The sequence below is a fragment of the Pseudomonas sp. PICF6 genome (assembly GCF_009831705.1).
GTDB lineage: Bacteria > Pseudomonadota > Gammaproteobacteria > Pseudomonadales > Pseudomonadaceae > Aquipseudomonas > Aquipseudomonas rhizophila.
The window spans coordinates 350943-368451 of the sequence record NZ_WUUD01000018.1 but is presented as its reverse complement, the minus strand read 5'-3'; the positions used below and the strand labels follow the sequence as shown (position 1 = coordinate 368451).

At 55.9% G+C, this 17509-nt stretch carries 10 protein-coding genes; all 10 read right to left on the bottom strand.

The window, feature by feature from the left end; translation table 11 throughout:
• Positions 1–190: 190 nt before the first annotated feature.
• The 10 genes from GSM73_RS12715 to GSM73_RS12670 all read right to left on the bottom strand — a co-directional run bounded on the left by GSM73_RS12715 (position 191) and on the right by GSM73_RS12670 (position 17201).
• The gene (locus tag GSM73_RS12715) at positions 191–1402 is read right to left on the bottom strand and encodes a phospholipase D family protein (protein ID WP_160892780.1); all 1212 of its coding nucleotides are present in this window, start codon (positions 1400–1402) and stop codon (positions 191–193) included.
• 55 nt (positions 1403–1457) lie between these two features.
• On the bottom strand, positions 1458–4634 hold the full coding sequence (locus GSM73_RS12710; RefSeq protein WP_160892778.1) for an exodeoxyribonuclease V subunit beta: 3177 nt from the start codon (positions 4632–4634) through the stop codon (positions 1458–1460).
• Entirely contained in the window at positions 4631–7249 is a 2619-nt protein-coding gene (locus tag GSM73_RS12705; protein ID WP_160892776.1) for a PD-(D/E)XK nuclease family protein, read from the bottom strand. The genes GSM73_RS12710 and GSM73_RS12705 overlap by 4 nt, the downstream gene beginning before the upstream one ends.
• 1014 nt (positions 7250–8263) lie before the next feature.
• Positions 8264–9238 carry a hypothetical protein gene (locus GSM73_RS12700; RefSeq protein ID WP_160892774.1) on the bottom strand — a complete coding sequence of 325 codons (975 nt, stop codon included), beginning with the start codon at positions 9236–9238 and terminating at the stop codon, positions 8264–8266.
• Positions 9239–9470: 232 nt separating this feature from the next.
• The gene (locus tag GSM73_RS12695) at positions 9471–9887 is read right to left on the bottom strand and encodes a hypothetical protein (protein ID WP_160892772.1); all 417 of its coding nucleotides are present in this window, start codon (positions 9885–9887) and stop codon (positions 9471–9473) included.
• Complete coding sequence (locus GSM73_RS12690; protein WP_160892770.1) at positions 9884–10279, bottom strand: hypothetical protein; 396 nt, start codon at positions 10277–10279, stop codon at positions 9884–9886. Before GSM73_RS12690 ends, GSM73_RS12695 begins: the two co-directional genes overlap by 4 nt.
• Positions 10280–10543: 264 nt before the next feature.
• On the bottom strand, positions 10544–11440 hold the full coding sequence (locus tag GSM73_RS12685; protein WP_160892768.1) for a hypothetical protein: 897 nt from the start codon (positions 11438–11440) through the stop codon (positions 10544–10546).
• Positions 11437–13653 carry an AAA family ATPase gene (locus GSM73_RS12680; RefSeq protein WP_160892766.1) on the bottom strand — a complete coding sequence of 739 codons (2217 nt, stop codon included), beginning with the start codon at positions 13651–13653 and terminating at the stop codon, positions 11437–11439. The genes GSM73_RS12685 and GSM73_RS12680 overlap by 4 nt, the downstream gene beginning before the upstream one ends.
• Positions 13654–13903: 250 nt before the next feature.
• The gene (locus GSM73_RS12675) at positions 13904–15583 is read right to left on the bottom strand and encodes a helicase-related protein (RefSeq protein ID WP_256676889.1); all 1680 of its coding nucleotides are present in this window, start codon (positions 15581–15583) and stop codon (positions 13904–13906) included.
• Between the two features lies 1 nt (position 15584).
• Positions 15585–17201 carry a dsDNA nuclease domain-containing protein gene (locus GSM73_RS12670; protein WP_034103458.1) on the bottom strand — a complete coding sequence of 539 codons (1617 nt, stop codon included), beginning with the start codon at positions 17199–17201 and terminating at the stop codon, positions 15585–15587.
• Positions 17202–17509: the final 308 nt, after the last annotated feature.

Below are 17509 nucleotides of genomic sequence, written 5' to 3'. Positions count from 1 at the left end.
AATATTCACAAGAAACCACTCGTCCTCACTTATGGTGAGGCGTTGGCATAGGGTCTTGGCCTGCACTGCCAGGATATAGATTTTTTTGACGATGACCAAGTCAGCGACTTCTTCACCATCGGTGAACCTCGGCGGTTTCAAGAGGGGATGGACGTGTCCTGCGTCCGCAGGAAGTCGAAGAGCAGCAGGCTCAACGGGGCGTGTAGTAGATGGCGTCCAGAAGCGCTGCGCGTCCCAACCAGATTTCGGCGTCAGCCGCATTGCTCGGCTGCGGATGTCTCCACCACGGATCACCGTGCATCGGCTCAATGATGCGCTGCCAGTAGTTCTCCAGGTTCGTTGTGCTCGGGCTGACACCGAAGTTTTCGCACAAGTCCTTTCGGTTGGCCGAATCGATGCACACGAATGCGTCAGGCCGCTTCATCGCCAAGAGCCTAGTCGCGGTCGGTAGTCCGCCGACTCGCCCGTCCTGATCGAAGGCTGCTCTGAACGCTTTGCAGTAGCGGTCGTAGTCGTCCTGCGTGACCGCGCCCATCAACGGGATGAAATCGAGGGCGTGGGAGAGACCTGTGGGCGCTTCGATGACCAGGTTCGCGAACGTCCCACTTGCGCCCATGCTCCCGAAAAGCCCGTAGTCCACGCCTGGCTGCTGAGACTTCTTGCGCCCGAGAGTGCCGGCAACCAGCTTGCGGTCGTCCTTGTTCCACTTCGCGTAGGGTATGCCAGTCGCGAAAAGGGCGCGAGCCTTTGTCAGAACGCCCAAGCGCTCCTTAAACAGGTGCGCAGACGGGTGTGATGAGCTTCGGACCTGCACGAGGTAGTCCGCCCAGCTCATGTCATGTGGCGCTCGCTTGGTATTCAGCTTAGAAGGTGGCCGAACGTCAGCGAACTTGATCAGTTCCTGTCGCGCAGCCGTCTTAGCTGCGTACTGGTGACGGTACCGAAAGAGGAACTCGTGAGAGATGTCCTCCGCCCCTTTCCACGCTTCTGCGACGAAGCGACTGAGGTCTACTAGCGCTGCATCGTCGAGCGAGCCATCAAGCAGCACGCTCGCCTCGACGTTTCGGCTCATCGCCGCCTTCGTGAGATTCGGGCTCCCGACGACGCAGCGTATGCGTTGCCCGTTACGAAACAGGTAGACCTTCGGGTGGAACAGATCGCCCGTAGGAGGAACGACGGCTGCGGCCGCTAGCGCTGCAGCCCGCTCAAGCACCTCGGGTTGCGTCTGGAACATATGAGTGCCGACAACGAAGTGCTCGAACTTCGAGCTGTCTTTCATCGCTGCCTCGAAGACCGCGTTCTCGGTAGACCAGGCTACTGCCCATTGCATCGACTCGCAGTTCTCAACCAGCGCTATGAGTGTCGACTGCGTCTGCGAAGCCGACAGGAACTTCACATCCATCTCTGCTTTTCCTCGTGCTTCTATTGAACTAAGTCCGGTGCGCTTCTGGGAAACGTCAGGAGAGGCGGACTGCTCGTGCAGCGACCGGCATGTAGAGCCATCGCTCGCTCACGGGCTTGGCGGTTGCGTTGAGAAGGGCATGACCGTAGGACTCGAGCTGGGGGCCGTGCTCGGCCACCAGGTCCTCGTCTCTGGCTGAGCCTCCGGGGTTCGACTTGTGGTCCAGGAGAATCCAGCCGTCTGGCAACTCCACCAGCAAATCGATGCGGCCCCTGATACGAGTGCCGTTCGGGCCATCTGCTTCGATGGGTACCTCGACGTAAACGGGACAGTCGGGCCAGCGCTTGGCTATCCAAGCTTGGAACGCTGAGGTCTGGGTGCACACGGCATCCTTATCTACAGAACCAGCCACGGCCCAGGTCTTCAGAATGCCCTCGACGTCAGGGGGAGAAATACCGCCAAGCACGACGGCGCGTGCGATACACAGGTGAAGCGCCGTGCCCAGCGATGCCATGTCGGGCTTGCCTGCCAGGCTTAGCCGAACTCCGACGGCGTCGGTCTCGACAACCGTGAATGCACCGCCCGAAGCAGAACTCGGTCGGTGCCACAAAGGTTCGGCCTGCACGCGCGGACGAGTTGTAAACCAGTGGCAAGCCTCGGAGGCTTTGGCAGGTGGCTCCGTTGAGCACTCATCCTTGTTCCAGGACTTAGATAGCCTGGAAAGCTGCTTGCCTTCGGAAGTCGTTATTATTTCTGAGTCATCGAACAACAGCTCGGCTGCACCTTTAATCTCGCCGACCCAGGCGCGGCCCGGCCCTGACCTGCGTACGAAAGATAGTGCGACGTTCATGTCACGTGCGCGGGTCAGGCCCACATATAGCAGACGCTTGTTCTCCGCCAAGGCCTCTGCCTGCATGGCTTGGCCAGTTACGCTGGCTTCGGCATTGAGTGCGGCTTGGGGCTGGGACCGCTTGCCCCAGGTCTTCAGCCAGCAGTGTACGAAGCGGTTGGCGAGCGGCTGCTGCGGATCGAAGCCCCCAACTGTCCTCGCGCGCACGCCCCAAAGTGAACTGCGTGCTGTCGCATCGAGGCTTGTCAGCACGACGATTGGCCACTCCAGCCCCTTGGCCCCGTGATAGGTGAGGACTGAGACCGAGTTGTCTTCTGAAATGGCCCGGTTATCGTCCTCTGCGCTGGCGAGTTCGTCTAGCCAACGAAGCATGCCGCTGACGGTCGCCGGTCGCTTCGCGGCGACACACTCGTCCTCGAAAGTCTTTCCGAGCTCGACCAGTGCCTCGACATTGGACAGCCTATTGCGGCTCTCGTGAGGGGAGGTGGACCATTCGCCGACCCGCCGCACTACTTGGGACTCGGCAGCAGCAAGTCGCAGTACTTCCTGTGGCGTCAAAGCCATTAGCGTTGGACGCAGCTCTTCCAATCGGGCCAGTAGCGGATGGGCGCTGTCACCCTTCGTCAGCCACTCGTGTGACCTCACCCCATCGGTGGCTAGGTATTGCAGCCTGTCTGCAAGCCAGGTCTCGATCGGAGTGCCATCGGCCAGGGTTAGTACCAGCGCCGTGGCGACGGTGTCGGTTGGGTCGTTCATGCGCCTCAGACAGGCCATGACATAGATGGCTTCGGCAGTTCCCAATAAACCGGAGCGTGGGCTGGCTGACGGGATGCCCCAGCGGGTGAGCGACGTAACGGAATATTCGACCTGGTCGTTGTAGCGACAAAGCACTCCGATATCCCCGGCCTGAATCGGACGGAGCTCCTCGGTGTCCTTGTCTTCGACCTTGACCCCGGACTCCAGCAGCTCGCGGATGGCCTGGCCAAGACATAGGTAATCCGAGTCGTTTCGGCTGCTCTCGAAGTTCCAGTTCAACAGCGCGGGCTGGTCCGGAATGTCCTTGCGCAGTGGCTGCAACCGAACCTGTTCGGGCGTCAGCTCAGGCTCGAACGCAGAGATGAATAGACCATTAGTGAGCGAGACCAGGCTTTCGTTGGAGCGCCTGGAGGTGTCCAGGGCCTTCCCTACGATTCCGCCCCAGCCCTTGATGGCGTTGAGAACGCCGGAAATGAGGCTTGCGTCAGTTCCGCGGAAGCCATAGATAGCCTGCTTGGGGTCGCCGACCCACACCGACTTCTTAGCCAGCTTGGCCAGCTCGATGAAAAGCGCTAGCTGGAGAGGGCTGGTGTCCTGGAACTCATCAACCATGATGAGATCCAGTTCTGCCGCCAAGACTTCCCGAACAGATGGCTTTGTTCTCAACGCACGTAGCAGCAACACCTCTTGGTCGCTGAAGTCGACGGCACCCAGCGCCTTCTTAGCCTGCTCGTAGGCATTGAGAACGTCGGCGGCGAGGTTGAATATCTGGTCAAGGTACTGGCGGACTTCGGCATGAAAGGCCGGGTGAGACTCGTGGACCTGCGCTGCGGATTTGACTGGCGCCACGATATCTCTGACCTTGGCGCCAGCGTAAAATCCGGCTGCGCCGATCCAGTCGGGCCAGCACCAGCGGCCTTCACGGAAGAGTCGATCTAGCTTCTGGAGTCCCTCTAGGCCTTTTAATAGGTTGTCTGCAACTTTGGCATCGACAGCTTGCTGCTGTTCTACGTATGCCGCTACCCCCTTGTGTGCTTCGGCCAGCGCAGTCGCCAATGCTTCGGTTGGGTCCAGCCCCGTAGCCGGAGCAGGCCAATTCGTGAGCATCGCGTCCGCGTTCTGGGAACCCATCACTCGAAGCTCCTCCGGTCCAATATCGTTGTCGAGTGCGGCCTTAACGACAGCCTCAACAGTCTTGGACCAGTCCGCCTGCTCGATGCCGAACCGCTCTGTGAGCCGAACAAGCTCCGTTTGAGCGTCGGCTTCCATCGACTCGGCAAGTGTAGCTTTGAGCAGTCTCTTGGATTGACCTTCGCCCAATACAGTCTGATCGGGAGACAGGCCCAGCTCAAAGCAGAACCGCTTGAGCATCTGGCCGCAAACGCTATTGACGGTGCCCAAGCGGGCCTGGCCGATAGCTGTGGCCAGGTCGATACGTCCATTTTCAAGCAGCCAGGAGCGGGCGCGTTCGCGCAGTTCGGTAGCGGCCTTCACGGTGAAGGTCGTGGCCAATATGGCGTGAGGGCGCGCTGTGCCCGATTCGAGAGCTTGAGCGAGTGTTTCGGTCAGCTTGTAGGTCTTGCCACTGCCGGCGCCTGCACTGATGAATTCTATGTTGTTCATCATTTCCAGCCTCCCAGCAAGATAAGGTGGTCTCGGTCCCATTTGTTTGGACCGTTGACCGGAAGGGTCCCCTCAGGGCCTTGGAACTCGTCACTCGGATCTTCCGGAACGACTTCGATGGTCCCCGCATCCAACTGCTGCTTGCGCCACTCCCACGTGGTGCGGGCACGGTCTAGTAGGTTGGAGACGGTTACGCCGTCGGGCGGTCTTCTGACTTGCGCTTTTGGGAAAATGTAGGCAGCGGTGATGTACAGTCCCCCGCTTTCCAGGATGAAATAGCCAAGCGCGGCGGGTGCGACACCGCTTGTTTGCTCTATGAGGCTGGAATAGAGCGCCAACTGTAGGTGCTCACCAGAGCGAAGCAGCCCGGCGTAGTAGGTATCGCCTCTCCACTTTATGTCCACGGCGACAGTTCGCTTGTCACCAAGCGTGACCAAGAGATCAATTTTGCCGATCAGCGGAACTGCTCCCAAGGTTCCTCTGAACTCCACCTCAGTCTGAACCTGAATGGCACCTGCGAGCCTGAGGTGATCGAGGAGACTACCTATGGCTCGTTCGCAAACCTTCCGGAAGTGTTGCTGCGTTACCCCCGCGCCCTGCATGAGTAGTACAGCGCCTTCAGTCAGCAAGAGCGAGTCGGCTTCGGCGCGGAACCAGGCAATGGCATCGGCGTTTGACCAACTCAGGGCATCGTTGTGCGCGAAGAGTTTCTCGAGCACCCGATGAGCGAGGATGCCCAGCAGGCGGTTGCCCTCATCCACCCCCAGGACTGAAGTAGGATCTAGCTTCGCCACTCGTTTCAAAACGAATAGGGCCGCGTCATTGAAGAGCTCGTTGAGCGTAGTAAACGACTGTGAGGCGTCGCCGAGCTGCACGGGATGAGGGAGTTGGATGTGTCGTGGAATAGCGGGCAGCGACTGACGTGCAAGCACCTCGGCAGTTACCCCGAGAAGTGTGGAGTCGAGTGCAATGTCCAGGTCAAGCGAAGCGGACTCGATATCCGGTACGAGCTTCTTAAGAAGCTGGCGAATCGGATGTACTTCTGAACCGGGGGGAGGGTAGACGATGATGAATCTTTTTCTCGCAGCAAGTAGTGGCCGCAGCCACTTCAGTGCTAACGATACAAGCTCACGCGCCGGGTCTCGCAACTGCACACCTAATTGAGTCAGAGCACTCACCTCGGCAGGAGACCAAGGCAGAGGTGAGGGCAGGGCAGGCGTAGATGGCATCCACCAGATCACTTCATCAGCGGCTTCGATGCACGCGGCTGCCGTGCTGGTCGAGCGCATGCAGCCGACATGGGAAACCGCAGCGGGGTTGGTTGCCCCGGCGGGCGTGGCGTGGGCGACCAACTGCTCGACTTGCCGAGGCAGCACCGTGGCCAACCCTTGCCGAGCCAGCTCGATCAATGCTTCATGGACGGCCGCACATTGGCTATGCGCTGCCGTGAAGCTCGCCGCATCAGCGGATTCACCTGAAAGGCGAAGCCGCATAGCCTCCTTCATCCGGGCGACGCGAGCAATCAGTGCATCGACCGGCACTCCATCGGTGCGTGACCAGCGCTCTGACTCCAGCCAGAAGGTAATTTCATCTGCTATTTCCTGGGCATCGTCACCCGCTGCGATCTTGGCCTTAGCCGCCGTCCAGGCTTCGCTCCCAATTCCAGGCTGCTTGGCGACAGCACGAGCGAGCCTGCCTCTCGCAGGACGACTGAATGGGCCAACTGGGTGCGTCAGGAAATCCAGCAGTCGGTTCATGTCTATTGGTTCCCAGCACATTTCCAAGGCAAGGATTAGTGCCTGTAGGGCTGGGCGAAGCTGACTAGGGCGTTCGAACCCGCAGTTGACCCCGCCGGTCGCAGACAGCGACACATCTAGCGAGTCGCCAGCATCCTCAGCCAGGATCAGCCGGTCGCCGGGCTGGTGCGAGTGTTGTGCGCTCAACCAGTGTTCGGCGGTCGTGGCCGCGAGAGCGTGCACTAGCAAGACACTCCTGTCGGTCTGCACGGTCAGATTGCCCGCAGAGCGTCCAGCCAGAACGGTTAGGGCTTGCTCTTGCAACGCACGGAGTTGGCCTTCTCCCTGTGGCTCGGGAAGTCGGACTTCGACCGCTGGCAGGCGCTCGAGCACCTGCCGCCAGAGAAGCGGGAAGTCCTCGGGCGGGTCAACCAGGTGAACTGACTTGATGGGGCCGGGGCCGGACGCACTCAGAGCCTGTATCACCAGGTGCAAGCGCTCGGCCTCTCCGGGCGGCAGCGTTTCGAGAGCTGCCTTTTCAATGGCGGCAAGCTCCTGGATTCGCGAAGTATGCTCTGGATTCGCGCTCCCGTCCCAACCGCCAAGCCGCCACTCGTCACGCCAGGCCAGTAGGCGCGCAGCCGTACCAATACTGTCGGCCTTCAGGGACTCACTGTAGAAGCGCGAGTTGTTGTCATGGATGCGCAGCAGGCCAGAGTAGATGGTCACGCGTTTGGCCTTGGACGCTTCTGGCGCGCTTAGACCAAGGTAGGTCTCCAGCAGGGACAGGAATCCGAGGCGGCCCACTATCGGGGTGTTGAAGAAGTTCGTCGGGGACGGACCCTGACGGGTATCCAAGAAAAGGCCAAAAGTGATGTGCATGCTAAGGTTGACTTCCTTGACGACAATCCAATGCAGGCGTCCTATTGCATCTTGTTCCCCTGCTCCTAGTCGACAAGACTAACCGAAAGCAACCATTCACGTACGACGGAAAATTGCTGAGAGCGGCTGTCAGACCACGACTGCCTGTGTGTCTGATATCGCAGCGAGGCAGACAAGGAACTGCGCCTACTGAATTTTTGCTCTTTACCGTTAGCAGCCTTTGTCCAACTAGAGGTCTGGTAAAGTCTGCTGGCCCCCTGGAGTGAGCAGCCGACTTTTGGCAGCGTTTTGAAAAGCGTCGGAGTAATACCTGAATTCAGCTTGGCGACTTACACTTGAAATATTAATTGCACAGGAGGTATCACTCGGTTGCTCACGCACTTTGGCAGAGGAGAGCATCTCATCGGCCTACCTTCACACCGCGGTGTGGGAACAACAACGGGTGACTTTTCTAGAAGGGAACTGTTGGACTTCAGGCTGGGGGCATCCTTTTCAAACCATCCAACGTATGCCCTCAGATGTGCCCCCAATGTAGCAATCTACCGGAAGTGAATGGAACTCCATGGTTTGTGGAAAGGCAGAAATGATCAGCTAAACAGCCTGCCCGACAACGCCTAAAGACTCGCAGGATCGCCAAAAAACATTTTGACTGGGCTCTAGGGCGGTGTTTTTTGGTTGTAAAACACGAGAGATGCCCCCAGTTTTGCCCCCAATGACAAAGGGTGAAAAAGTGATCGCGAATGGTGATTTCTGGCGGACTCCAGTATGGCAGTGGTCTAGGTAGCCAATGAAAGGTTTCATCTCCTTACGCGTTGGCGACTATTGGACTCGTTTCCTCGGCTGGGTCGTGAGGGATTTGTGTCAGTCGCTATCGACTTTAGGAGCAAAGTAAGCGTCCGGCAAAGTCACCTTCTCGATCCCGGACATTCAGCTTTCAATCTCCAGTGCTGTTTGTGTTAATCGCCGAAGCAGAATCGCGGATGCCCGCTAGTCGGCAGCGGGCATTAAGCGTGTCTAATCAAATTCAGGCCCCTCGGCTACAGGCTCGGATTTGTATTCGCAGCGCAAACGATTGAAGTTGGTGGGCACGGAGACCGTTTTCTCGAAGAACTCAGCGAAGTCGAAGCTGGAAAGCTTGTAGGGCGCTACCAAAACAGCCTCTTGAGCCGCACCCAGGAAAACCACTGGCCTGTCAGGCGCTATGTTGCCGCACTCATGGGAGTAACTGAAATCCAGGGCATTCGCCATCAGGTAGACTTTCTCCGGCACTCTGGAGTCTGCAATCTGGTCGTGGGACCAGCCCCAACCAAAATATAAGATCACCCCAGAAACGAGCACGGCGAGAACCGAATATAAAGGTGGTTCGTGAGGCGCCTCACCTGCCAGCTTGCCTTTGATCCAGCCTGCGCTGATGAATCCATGAGCCAAGGAAAGCAGTAGAGCGGCGATGAGCACGAACGGGAGCACAAGCTTGATGATGAGTAGCCCGGTTGTGAACACGAGCGTGATCGGCAGTGCCGATGCATCCACATGAAAGACACTATTCACGTAGGCTGCGGCGTTCCCTCTTGAATACAGCACCACACCTGAAAGGATGACGGAGACTAGAAACTTGGTGCTCGCGAAGCTCCATAGAGACCGGATGACGGCTGATCGCTCAAAGGATACGCCGATGAAGATCGTGCAAAAGACCACGGCCCACAGACGAAATGCGACAGTGTGCTCACTCACCCACTCGATGTCGCTATTGGCAGAACGAGTGATCGCGAGCAAAACGCCGATAGCTCCAACCAACCCAAGCGCCCAACTGAGCTCATAGCGGCGCCTGTCCTCAGCATAGCCTTGGTGGGAAAGCCATCCTCCAAGCTGGTGATGGATATCCCGAACATAATATTTCAATGATCTGGGACGGTTGTACGCCAAATCCTCCTCTCCACCCTGCAACTCATGCCGAATGGCTTTAACGTCATTTTCGGTTTGTTGGTTCATTGAAGCGACTTCTTATTGATGAATAGGAATCAAGGCTCGATGCGTGAGACGCGGTGACACACCGTACTGAAGGCGCCACGTCCAACCTGGGATGTAGAGCACCGCGTCGGCAGAGGGCCTCGCCGGCAGTTCGGCGCGAGTAACATTGTATCCGCTTGAGTGATTCAGCGGTTTTGCGGAGGAAAGTTGAGCTTTGCCCGAAACCGCGACATATATCCAGGTGGTGCATAACTCACTGGTGCCGGGGGACGGAGCAGATCACAGATAGCTGCGAACTCTCCTCCGAGGCTTCCGGGAAAAGGTCATGGCTAATATCGAGATCCGTTCGGCTGACCATTTCGGTTGTAAGCAGCATCCCGCCAGGGCGCGCATTAGTAAGAGACATAAATCGCCTCACCCACCCGTCAAACGTGATGTCATTGTTCTGAATTCCCCGCGATTCCAGACCGAGCATCATCGATACCGTATGGTAGAGCCCAATTGAGGCCAGATCCTGCATCGCATTGTGGACGCGGTTTGGCGTGCCGCCTTTTTTCAGGGATGGTTTGAGAATCTCATGGGCATCCTCCTGACGGTAAAGACAGGCGAGTGCGCAAATAAAGTAGATACTTTCGACGGAGACTCCGAGCCGGCTCGCTTCAGCGATCAATTCACGCTGTACGCCTTGAACTTGTCTCTGCCAATCGGTTGGAACAACCTGCGCTGGGCAAAGCCTACAAACTCGGCATAGGTATTCCAGCGATTCTGTTGGCGATCAACGATTGCGTAAAGATGATCTCCATGTGCGATCCTTGCCATGTCGTCGGTATAGGCATGCTTAAAGAAGCCTGTAAGCGCAACCGTATCCTTGGCTATCGACTCCTTGAGCTGCTCGACTGTCTGCAATACGCCTACCTGCCCCTCGAACGATGCAATGAGCGGGCTAATACGGCTGTCCTTACAATCAAGGGACCGCAGAAGGCTCTCGTCTTCCTCTGAAAGCTTCTGGTCCTTGATTTGGCTGATCACGTTGCGGTCTACAAAATGTACGAATTTGATCATTGCTATTTCCTGTTCACTCTCAGATAGCTCCAGGCCAACTGCGCAGCTTGAGAGTATCCTTCGCTAAGCCGGAGGAGAGCTCCTACAAGCGAAAAAAGTAACCGTCCGGTAGAACACGTCTTGACGAAATCATGTTATGCCATGGCGCGAGCAAGATGCCCTTGTTGACGGTTGCGGTGAAGCATCTACGATGCTTTTGGTGTTCGGGATCAGTTGACCACTACAAATCGCCTATACCTCCCCCGGCTGCACAAGCTCGGCAAGCTATGCCCCCAATCGTTGATATTTCGCTAGTAATCGCTCAACTTCGGCAGCCAACAAGTCTTCCACCATGGCCGAATATTGCTTATCAGGCGCCGCATAGGCGTAAAGCGCATCAACCTGCTGAAATGCCAGGTTCTGCAAGTTTGTGGCATGTGGCTCAGGCATGGTGATGGCCAGGTCGAGTTGGCTCTCGATAGTGGCGATCTGCGCTTTGATCTCGCGCCAGCGTGCGGTGCGTTGCTCCACCAAGCCCTGCCGGTTCAGACCAAAGACTCGATAGGTGTGGTAGCCGTAGGGGTCAATCTGCCCGTTAGGTGATTGAGGTCCAACCACGCTCAGTTCTTGCTCCAGCATCCACTTCAAGTGCTGTTTAGGGTCGCGTTGAGTAGGATCAATGAGCGCGGGGTCTTCGGCTTCGTGGTCATCACCCGGGGCGAAGGCGCGCTGTGGCCCCAAAATGGGAAATAGATCGCCTTTACCTAAATAAAACTGCCCCTCAACCTCATCTTCCAGGGGGGCTTGTTCGGTTTGCTGGGCGTCCTGATAGCGTCGCCGATTGCAGTCGATGCAACTGGCAAGTAAATTTTCCCAGCTCGCGGCGTGCCACCAATACCCTGGGTGCTCAGGGCTGCCAGCAACACGTCCTTTCGGACGGAAGTGCTCAATATCGGTCGGTTGAACGGCCCGAATGCTGGATTCGCAATAGGCGCATTTGCCAAAGAACAGCGTATTTAACGCCGTTGCAACATCATCCTCTCGATAGGCCCTGAATTTAAACTTAGTGGTGGGAGTAGTCCTAAAGTGTTGAACCGCCCGCGCACGTTCGCGGGCGGCCAGGCTTGTGGATCCGGCTAGGGATACTGGGACGGGAACCTCGCTTCGATCTACCCACCTCACGGCCGACGGCTCCGTTGCAGGGTCTTAAGCTTTGCCAGCACGCCTTGTACGGCCTCCTCTCGGACTTGACCTCGAGTAACCTCGGATGAGGCATTCATTTCCTCAATAAAGCGGCGCAAGGCTTCGTTGAGGATCTGTTCAGCAGGCGTGTCACCGAGCCAACGCAGATGTCCAAGCGTTCGCTCATCATGATGGGATAGCGCAGTGCGAGCGTGGGCAGGCAATGCGATTTGTTCCAGCACCTGTTCCAGATCAGGATCGGCGGTGCTCGACAAGCCAAAATAGTCAGAGGTCAATAACTGTTCTGCACGAAGCCCTCGAACGTCCGGCAGGTCGTTCAGGACTTCGATAGTTTGCGTTTCGTTCCGTATAAGCACCTTGACTTCATCGCCGCGCATTCCACGTAAACAGAGTGGGTCATGGGTAGTCACAATAAACTGCACATTGGGCATCGCCCTTCGCAGGGCGGACATCACCTGGAGCTTCCACCGTGGGTGCAAGTGGGTTTCGACTTCATCAATCAATACGAGCCCGCGGGCGTATTCCAGATCGCCCCATTCCTCAAGCATGCCGCGCATCACTGCCAACACCATGGCCATCAGTGAACGATAGCCATCGCTGAGCCGCTCGAGAGGCGTTTCACGGCCGTGAGCATGAACGTAGAGCCGACCCTCGGCATCCCTGCCGATATTGTCGTCGTGCTTCAAGATCAGTACCTCTCGCATCGCACGTGCAAGGGCGTCGAAGTTCGCGTCATCAAGGCTCTGTAACCAACGGCCTGGATGGGGCAGTTTGGCAAAGGGGTCGAACAATGATTTTACTGCCGAAATGTGCTGTCGACGGGTCGTTTCTTTGCCGAAGAACCGGCGCGCACCGAAGGCGAATAACACTAGCGCGGGTTGGTCTTCGCCGACAAAACGCTTGGTCAACGGGTCGATGTGGAAGCGAATGGGCTCGCCGGTGTCAAACTCGAGAACCACCTCCGGGGTAACGGTATCGTTCAAATACCATCCTTCCACTTCACGGGGAAGAAAGTCTTCTGCAGACACCCCTAAACGAGTGCGCATGCTATCGCCCATTAGGGTGAGCGCCACAGCCTGGAGGGTCGTACTTTTACCGGTGGAGTTCTCTCCTAGTAACGTGGCGCATGGCGCGCCCGTTTCATCAGAGGACGTGGCAGGAATATCGAGGTCTAGCTGGGGAATCCCCTTGAAATTGCGGATGCTAATGCGGCGCAGGAGTGAGGTTCGTGGCTCGGGGCGCAGCGGCAGCGGCAGCGTGCGCAACTCGGAAACTAGCTCGAGCGGCTCGTCATGTGCGTAAAGGTTTTGGTACGTCGCTGAGTCCAGAAGCTCTTGCCATTGTTGATCGTCAGCGCCATACACTAACTCGATGGCATCATCCGCGATGCTTTTAAACTTTGGCTTGGCAAGCTTGGCTGGCGCGGCTGACTGGGCATAGCGAGACATGAGATTAAAAAAAAATATACGGGCTACGCCAGAAAACTCGCTACTATCCTCTAGTTCCGTGCGGAACTCTTCGTAGTCCCCCTGATAATCTCTACCTCTTCCTATTTGCAGTAGGTCTAAGCAGCGTTGAAGCTTTTGTGCTCTGGCGTAAACCAATTCACTTCGATTTAGTGTAAGCGTGTCAATGGTGCCTCGACCTACAAGACCAACACCGATGGCCGTTCCATCGAACTCGAAGCGAAGATGTTTATTTGGTTCTGTGTTGCAGGGGTTGATTAACAGCGCCCGTTCAAAGGTCTCCGTTTCTGACCAAGTACTGCGGATTCTGGCGCGTGGGCCCTCTACGGGAAAAATATTCCGTTTGCTGCGGTTACATTCGACACAGGAATGAAATAAGTTCTCCCACTCGTAGGCGAACCAACTGTAATGGTCAGAACTACGGTTTTCGCTTTCACGTCGATCATTTTGTAATGCATTACCTAGCGGTCTGTGATGCACAATCTCCGTGGGGTTCTTCACATGGAGGGCGGTCTCACAGTATGCACATTTGCTGAGAAAAACCCTATGCAGTGCCTCTTGGACAAATGCAGATTTCCAAATGTCGGGTTCAAGTGGTGGGCGTCGACGCGCGCGCTCTTCAGGAGGTAGGCGGTAATGATCAGCCAGTCGTTCCTTGGCTTTCCGTACCTGTTCGTCGGTCAGAGGCCCAGGGAGTGAAGCTCGTTTGCGTAAGACTCTCATCATGGGGGTGTTGTCTCCTTTCCTTGCGCACCGTGGTTGGCGATTAACCCTAACGAGTCGGTTGGCAAGTGATTTTATGCCCGCTCGAGAGGGTTGATAATAAGTGGAGGCGTTGTTAGCTGAAGGTATTTGTCATGCCCAAGTGATATAAGCTTGCCGACGCAATTTGGGAAATAGATCTCTTATCTTTCAGAGTACACACTACGACTCTAAAGGGCGTCAGGGCGCAGGTGAGTGACAGCGATACTGTTTGTTAGATTTCGTCTACAGCCCACCTTACGATGCTTTTTTCGAAGTGTGTCAACGGTGCTGATTCGATTCTAGGGGCCCATGCGCGTAACTTGTCGAGTAGTTGGGTAAGATTTTCTGAAGGTAAGATCGCCCCTTTGAATTTCGAGGAGATCTGGGTCGGCACACCGTACTCATCCAACGCGGTGAGCAGCGGATCATGGAACAAGTTTTCAAGCTGTTCGGCGAAAAAGCCAAAGTCCCCTGGCTCGATGCCCCTGCGGGTCAAAACGTCCGCTTGGATTTTGCTCAGTGCCATGATGTCTCGGGGAAGGCGGTATGAAATGACGTTGCGTATGAGCTTGAGCCGTTGCCCTATCGACTCGCTGGGAGTCCGGTCGGAGCCATCCTCATCAATCGCTTGCTGGAGATAGGCCTTGAAGTCTTTCTGGGCTCTGAGGGCATTGATATGCCAAGCGAGTTGCAGCCCTGAATGGATACCATACTCCGGCAGCCGATGAGGAAGGTGCTCATAGATCAGAGTACAGAGATACTCAAGTTGCTTTTGCTCTGGATTACCTTTCCACGTGAGCCATGCGCGACCCAGCGCGAGCTCTCGCAGAATTCGGTCGGCCAATTCGACCTGACGTTCGACTGGAATGTGCCTGTTTTCGATCAGCGTCGCGACGGACAGCTGAGGAGTCGCATAGGCAGCCTCAAGACGCTGCCGCGACTGGTCGGTGAGGTATTCGGGTTCGAGTTTCATGAGCAGTCCCATAGGGGACGCCCCGTCTTGCAAGCCGATTGGGTACTCGACTATGAGGCTCTTCTCCTCTGGTGGCTCTTCCAGCATATGAACCTTACCGATGAAGTATTGATTCATTCGCCCGGCGCGCCCGGAAATATTCTTGAAGGTGAAAAAATCAAAGGGACTGTTGTTGATTCTTCGGTCATAGATGATGACGTTCTCTGCCGACGTGTTCACTCCCTCGATCATGGTGGACGTGCAGATGATGTAGCGAATGGTTCGCTCGTTGAACAACTTCACAAAATATTGCTGAATGGCCCTTGGTACGCCACCGTGGTGAATGCCGATGCCTAGCGAAATCGCCTTCGCTACGTTCCAGGCAGGATGGTAGTTATCCGCGATCCATTCTGAAATTTCACGGGTGCCATCAAGCGCAGAGAAGTCCCCCTCATCGATTAAATATTGCGCGACCCGATTTGCGCTTGCCGGTGACTGGCAGTAGATCAGGGTAGGGGAGGTGATCTGCGAGCACAGTTCAAGAAGCTTATCCTTTCGCGTGTCGCCGCGCGTTCGCAGGTTGTAGTGCGTCACGTCGACTGCCACGGTCGAGAAGTTCGAGGGAATGAAATTGTACTCATACCCATCCAGGCCTTGGATGTTTTGAATGTGTGGGCCGAGTAGATAAAACTGAGCATTCAGCTTCGCAAGCTTGTGAAAAGCAAGGCTGAGATCAATAGATCGATTTTTTTCGTCAGAATCGCTGGCAAGGTCGAGCTTGTAGAACTCGTCAATGACGAAAAAATCAAACTTGTCAAGCGCCCGAATGACCAGGTCACGGCCCTCCCATTCGGGATGCCCCTTGTTCACGATGAAGCTCATCCCCATGAGCAGGCCGGATTTGTCACTGTTGAGATCGTAAAGATTCTCTAGCTGCTGTTTGATGAGGTCGTATTTCATGTCAGCTTGCAGCCTTGCAGAGCGCATTAAATTTCTGAACGAGCTGGTGGATGCTCTCGATCGGTACCAGAAAGACCACTACCCTGACTTGTTTGATTTTTGACGGTAACGTACATGCCAGCGCATTGTAGTGCTGCGTAACCTCTGTCTTGAGGTTGGCCAGATAATCAGATAGGTACCCCCCGGACAACGCGTCGCTGTCGTAGGCGAGCAGGATCGGGAAGCACAGAACACTTAGCATCTCCTGTGCAGGAGCATTGCGGTGCAAGGCCTTGTTGAATGCTTCAGCCGTGGGTAGGTGGTGATGAGGCTCGCGGAGCGTGATGATGATCTCTCGCTCCTCAGTTAGTGCCGCTCTGGAGATGGTGGCATCGAGCACATCGCAAATTTCTTTCAGCGTCTGATCCATCGTTCCGGTGGAAATCATCCGCGACAAGCCGAGCCATAGCTGGTCTGCTTCACCCGGTTTCTGGACGATATGCGCATTGCCGAACTCGGAAAGCTTGCCGTTGACCGCGTAAAAGACCTTACATGCGATTGGCTCGCTGTGTTCCCGACTTCGCAGGATGGCATGCAATATCAACTCTGCAATCAATCGATCTCGAGGTACGGCGGCTTGGGTCAACGTGTTGATTGATCGCGCCAACGCCGTTGGCGTGTGGTGTATCTGGAAATTGGCTATTTCGCTCGCACGTAGACAGAATTCAGGCAGCCACTGCAGCAAGTGCTCCGCTAGTTGTTGGGATCGCCATTCCTCGAAATCGTAATCAACATCAAAGCCAGAAAGAGTACGTAGCAAACCGTCCTCCGTGGTCGTGTGAAACTCCACCAAGAACGGATCAGGCTTGGTCTTGTAGGGTTTAGCAAAGGCGGCAGAGTGCTGGGCAGCTGCACCAAGTAGAGCTTTCAGCCGCGAGAGGGCCGCCATACGACTGATTATTTTCTTCTCGGGCACGGTTTTTACATCAGCAGTTGCAGCATCGTCGGCCCACGCCAGGAAGGCATCGTAGATATCTTTTTGTTGGCGATGAGAAGGGGTCTCTCCGTACAGATCGATAACCTCTGCAAGAACACGCAGATTCGTTGCCTCCAGCGACGAAACATCACCGCAAACCTGCCAGACGAAGTTGTCTGCCCAATAGGAAAAGTCACGCCCTCTGGCAGACACGGTCTTTAATTGCTTGGCCAGCGTCAGCCCCCGCTGGGTGGCTAGATCGGGAGTAACCCGTCTGCTCAGCTCCTTGGCGAAATACTCCAGAGCTTTTGCGATATCACGTTTGGACACGATTCTGAAGCAGGCTATGCCTGGCCGCACATCGCATTTTAATGATTTCTGAAACAGGGAGGAGTCAGCTTTTTGCTTCTCCAGAGTGATGCATTCAGTCAGGTTCCACTTCTTATCATTTTCTGTGGTCTTGACCTGAATGTACTCATTGACAGTCTCCCCAGCATTCTCAGAAACCGCAACGATGTCATCAGCAGTTTCGCATTCCACCTGGAGATAGGTACTGTCACGCAGCATCTTCAAAATAAACGCAACGGCGACGTGATCCTGGTATTTGAAACCCTGTCGAGCTGCTGGCCCACCCTTATTTGAAGGGCTTGGAATACTCACCATGACGTCCTTGTATCGATGAAGAAGGTTGGCGGCCGGGCTTTGTGAAGAGCAAGCGCAAGCTTACGGACACATCCATTGATGGCTCCACGCTACCATTATTGTCGATCACTCGACTATCCCCACTTGTTCTCGTACGGAGGCTCAGCCATTAACTGAGGTGATCGGACAGCGCTCGACGGCGGCAGGGAACAGCAAAGGGTGACTTTTTCGAGAAGGGGGCTGTTGGACCTCAGGCTGGGGGCATCCTTTTCAAACCATTCATAGCATGCCCTCAGATATGCCCCCGGGAGCCTCATCCACTGGAAGTA

Excerpts from the sequence above, each read along its gene's own strand:
- GSM73_RS12715 (WP_160892780.1), bottom strand. The coding sequence starts at position 1,402 with ATGGATGTGAAGTTCCTGTCGGCTTCGCAGACGCAGTCGACACTCATA.
- GSM73_RS12710 (WP_160892778.1), bottom strand. The coding sequence starts at position 4,634 with ATGATGAACAACATAGAATTCATCAGTGCAGGCGCCGGCAGTGGCAAG.
- GSM73_RS12705 (WP_160892776.1), bottom strand. The coding sequence starts at position 7,249 with ATGCACATCACTTTTGGCCTTTTCTTGGATACCCGTCAGGGTCCGTCC.
- GSM73_RS12700 (WP_160892774.1), bottom strand. The coding sequence starts at position 9,238 with ATGAACCAACAAACCGAAAATGACGTTAAAGCCATTCGGCATGAGTTG.
- GSM73_RS12690 (WP_160892770.1), bottom strand. The coding sequence starts at position 10,279 with ATGATCAAATTCGTACATTTTGTAGACCGCAACGTGATCAGCCAAATC.
- GSM73_RS12680 (WP_160892766.1), bottom strand. The coding sequence starts at position 13,653 with ATGATGAGAGTCTTACGCAAACGAGCTTCACTCCCTGGGCCTCTGACC.
- GSM73_RS12675 (WP_256676889.1), bottom strand. The coding sequence starts at position 15,583 with ATGAAATACGACCTCATCAAACAGCAGCTAGAGAATCTTTACGATCTC.
- GSM73_RS12670 (WP_034103458.1), bottom strand. The coding sequence starts at position 17,201 with ATGGTGAGTATTCCAAGCCCTTCAAATAAGGGTGGGCCAGCAGCTCGA.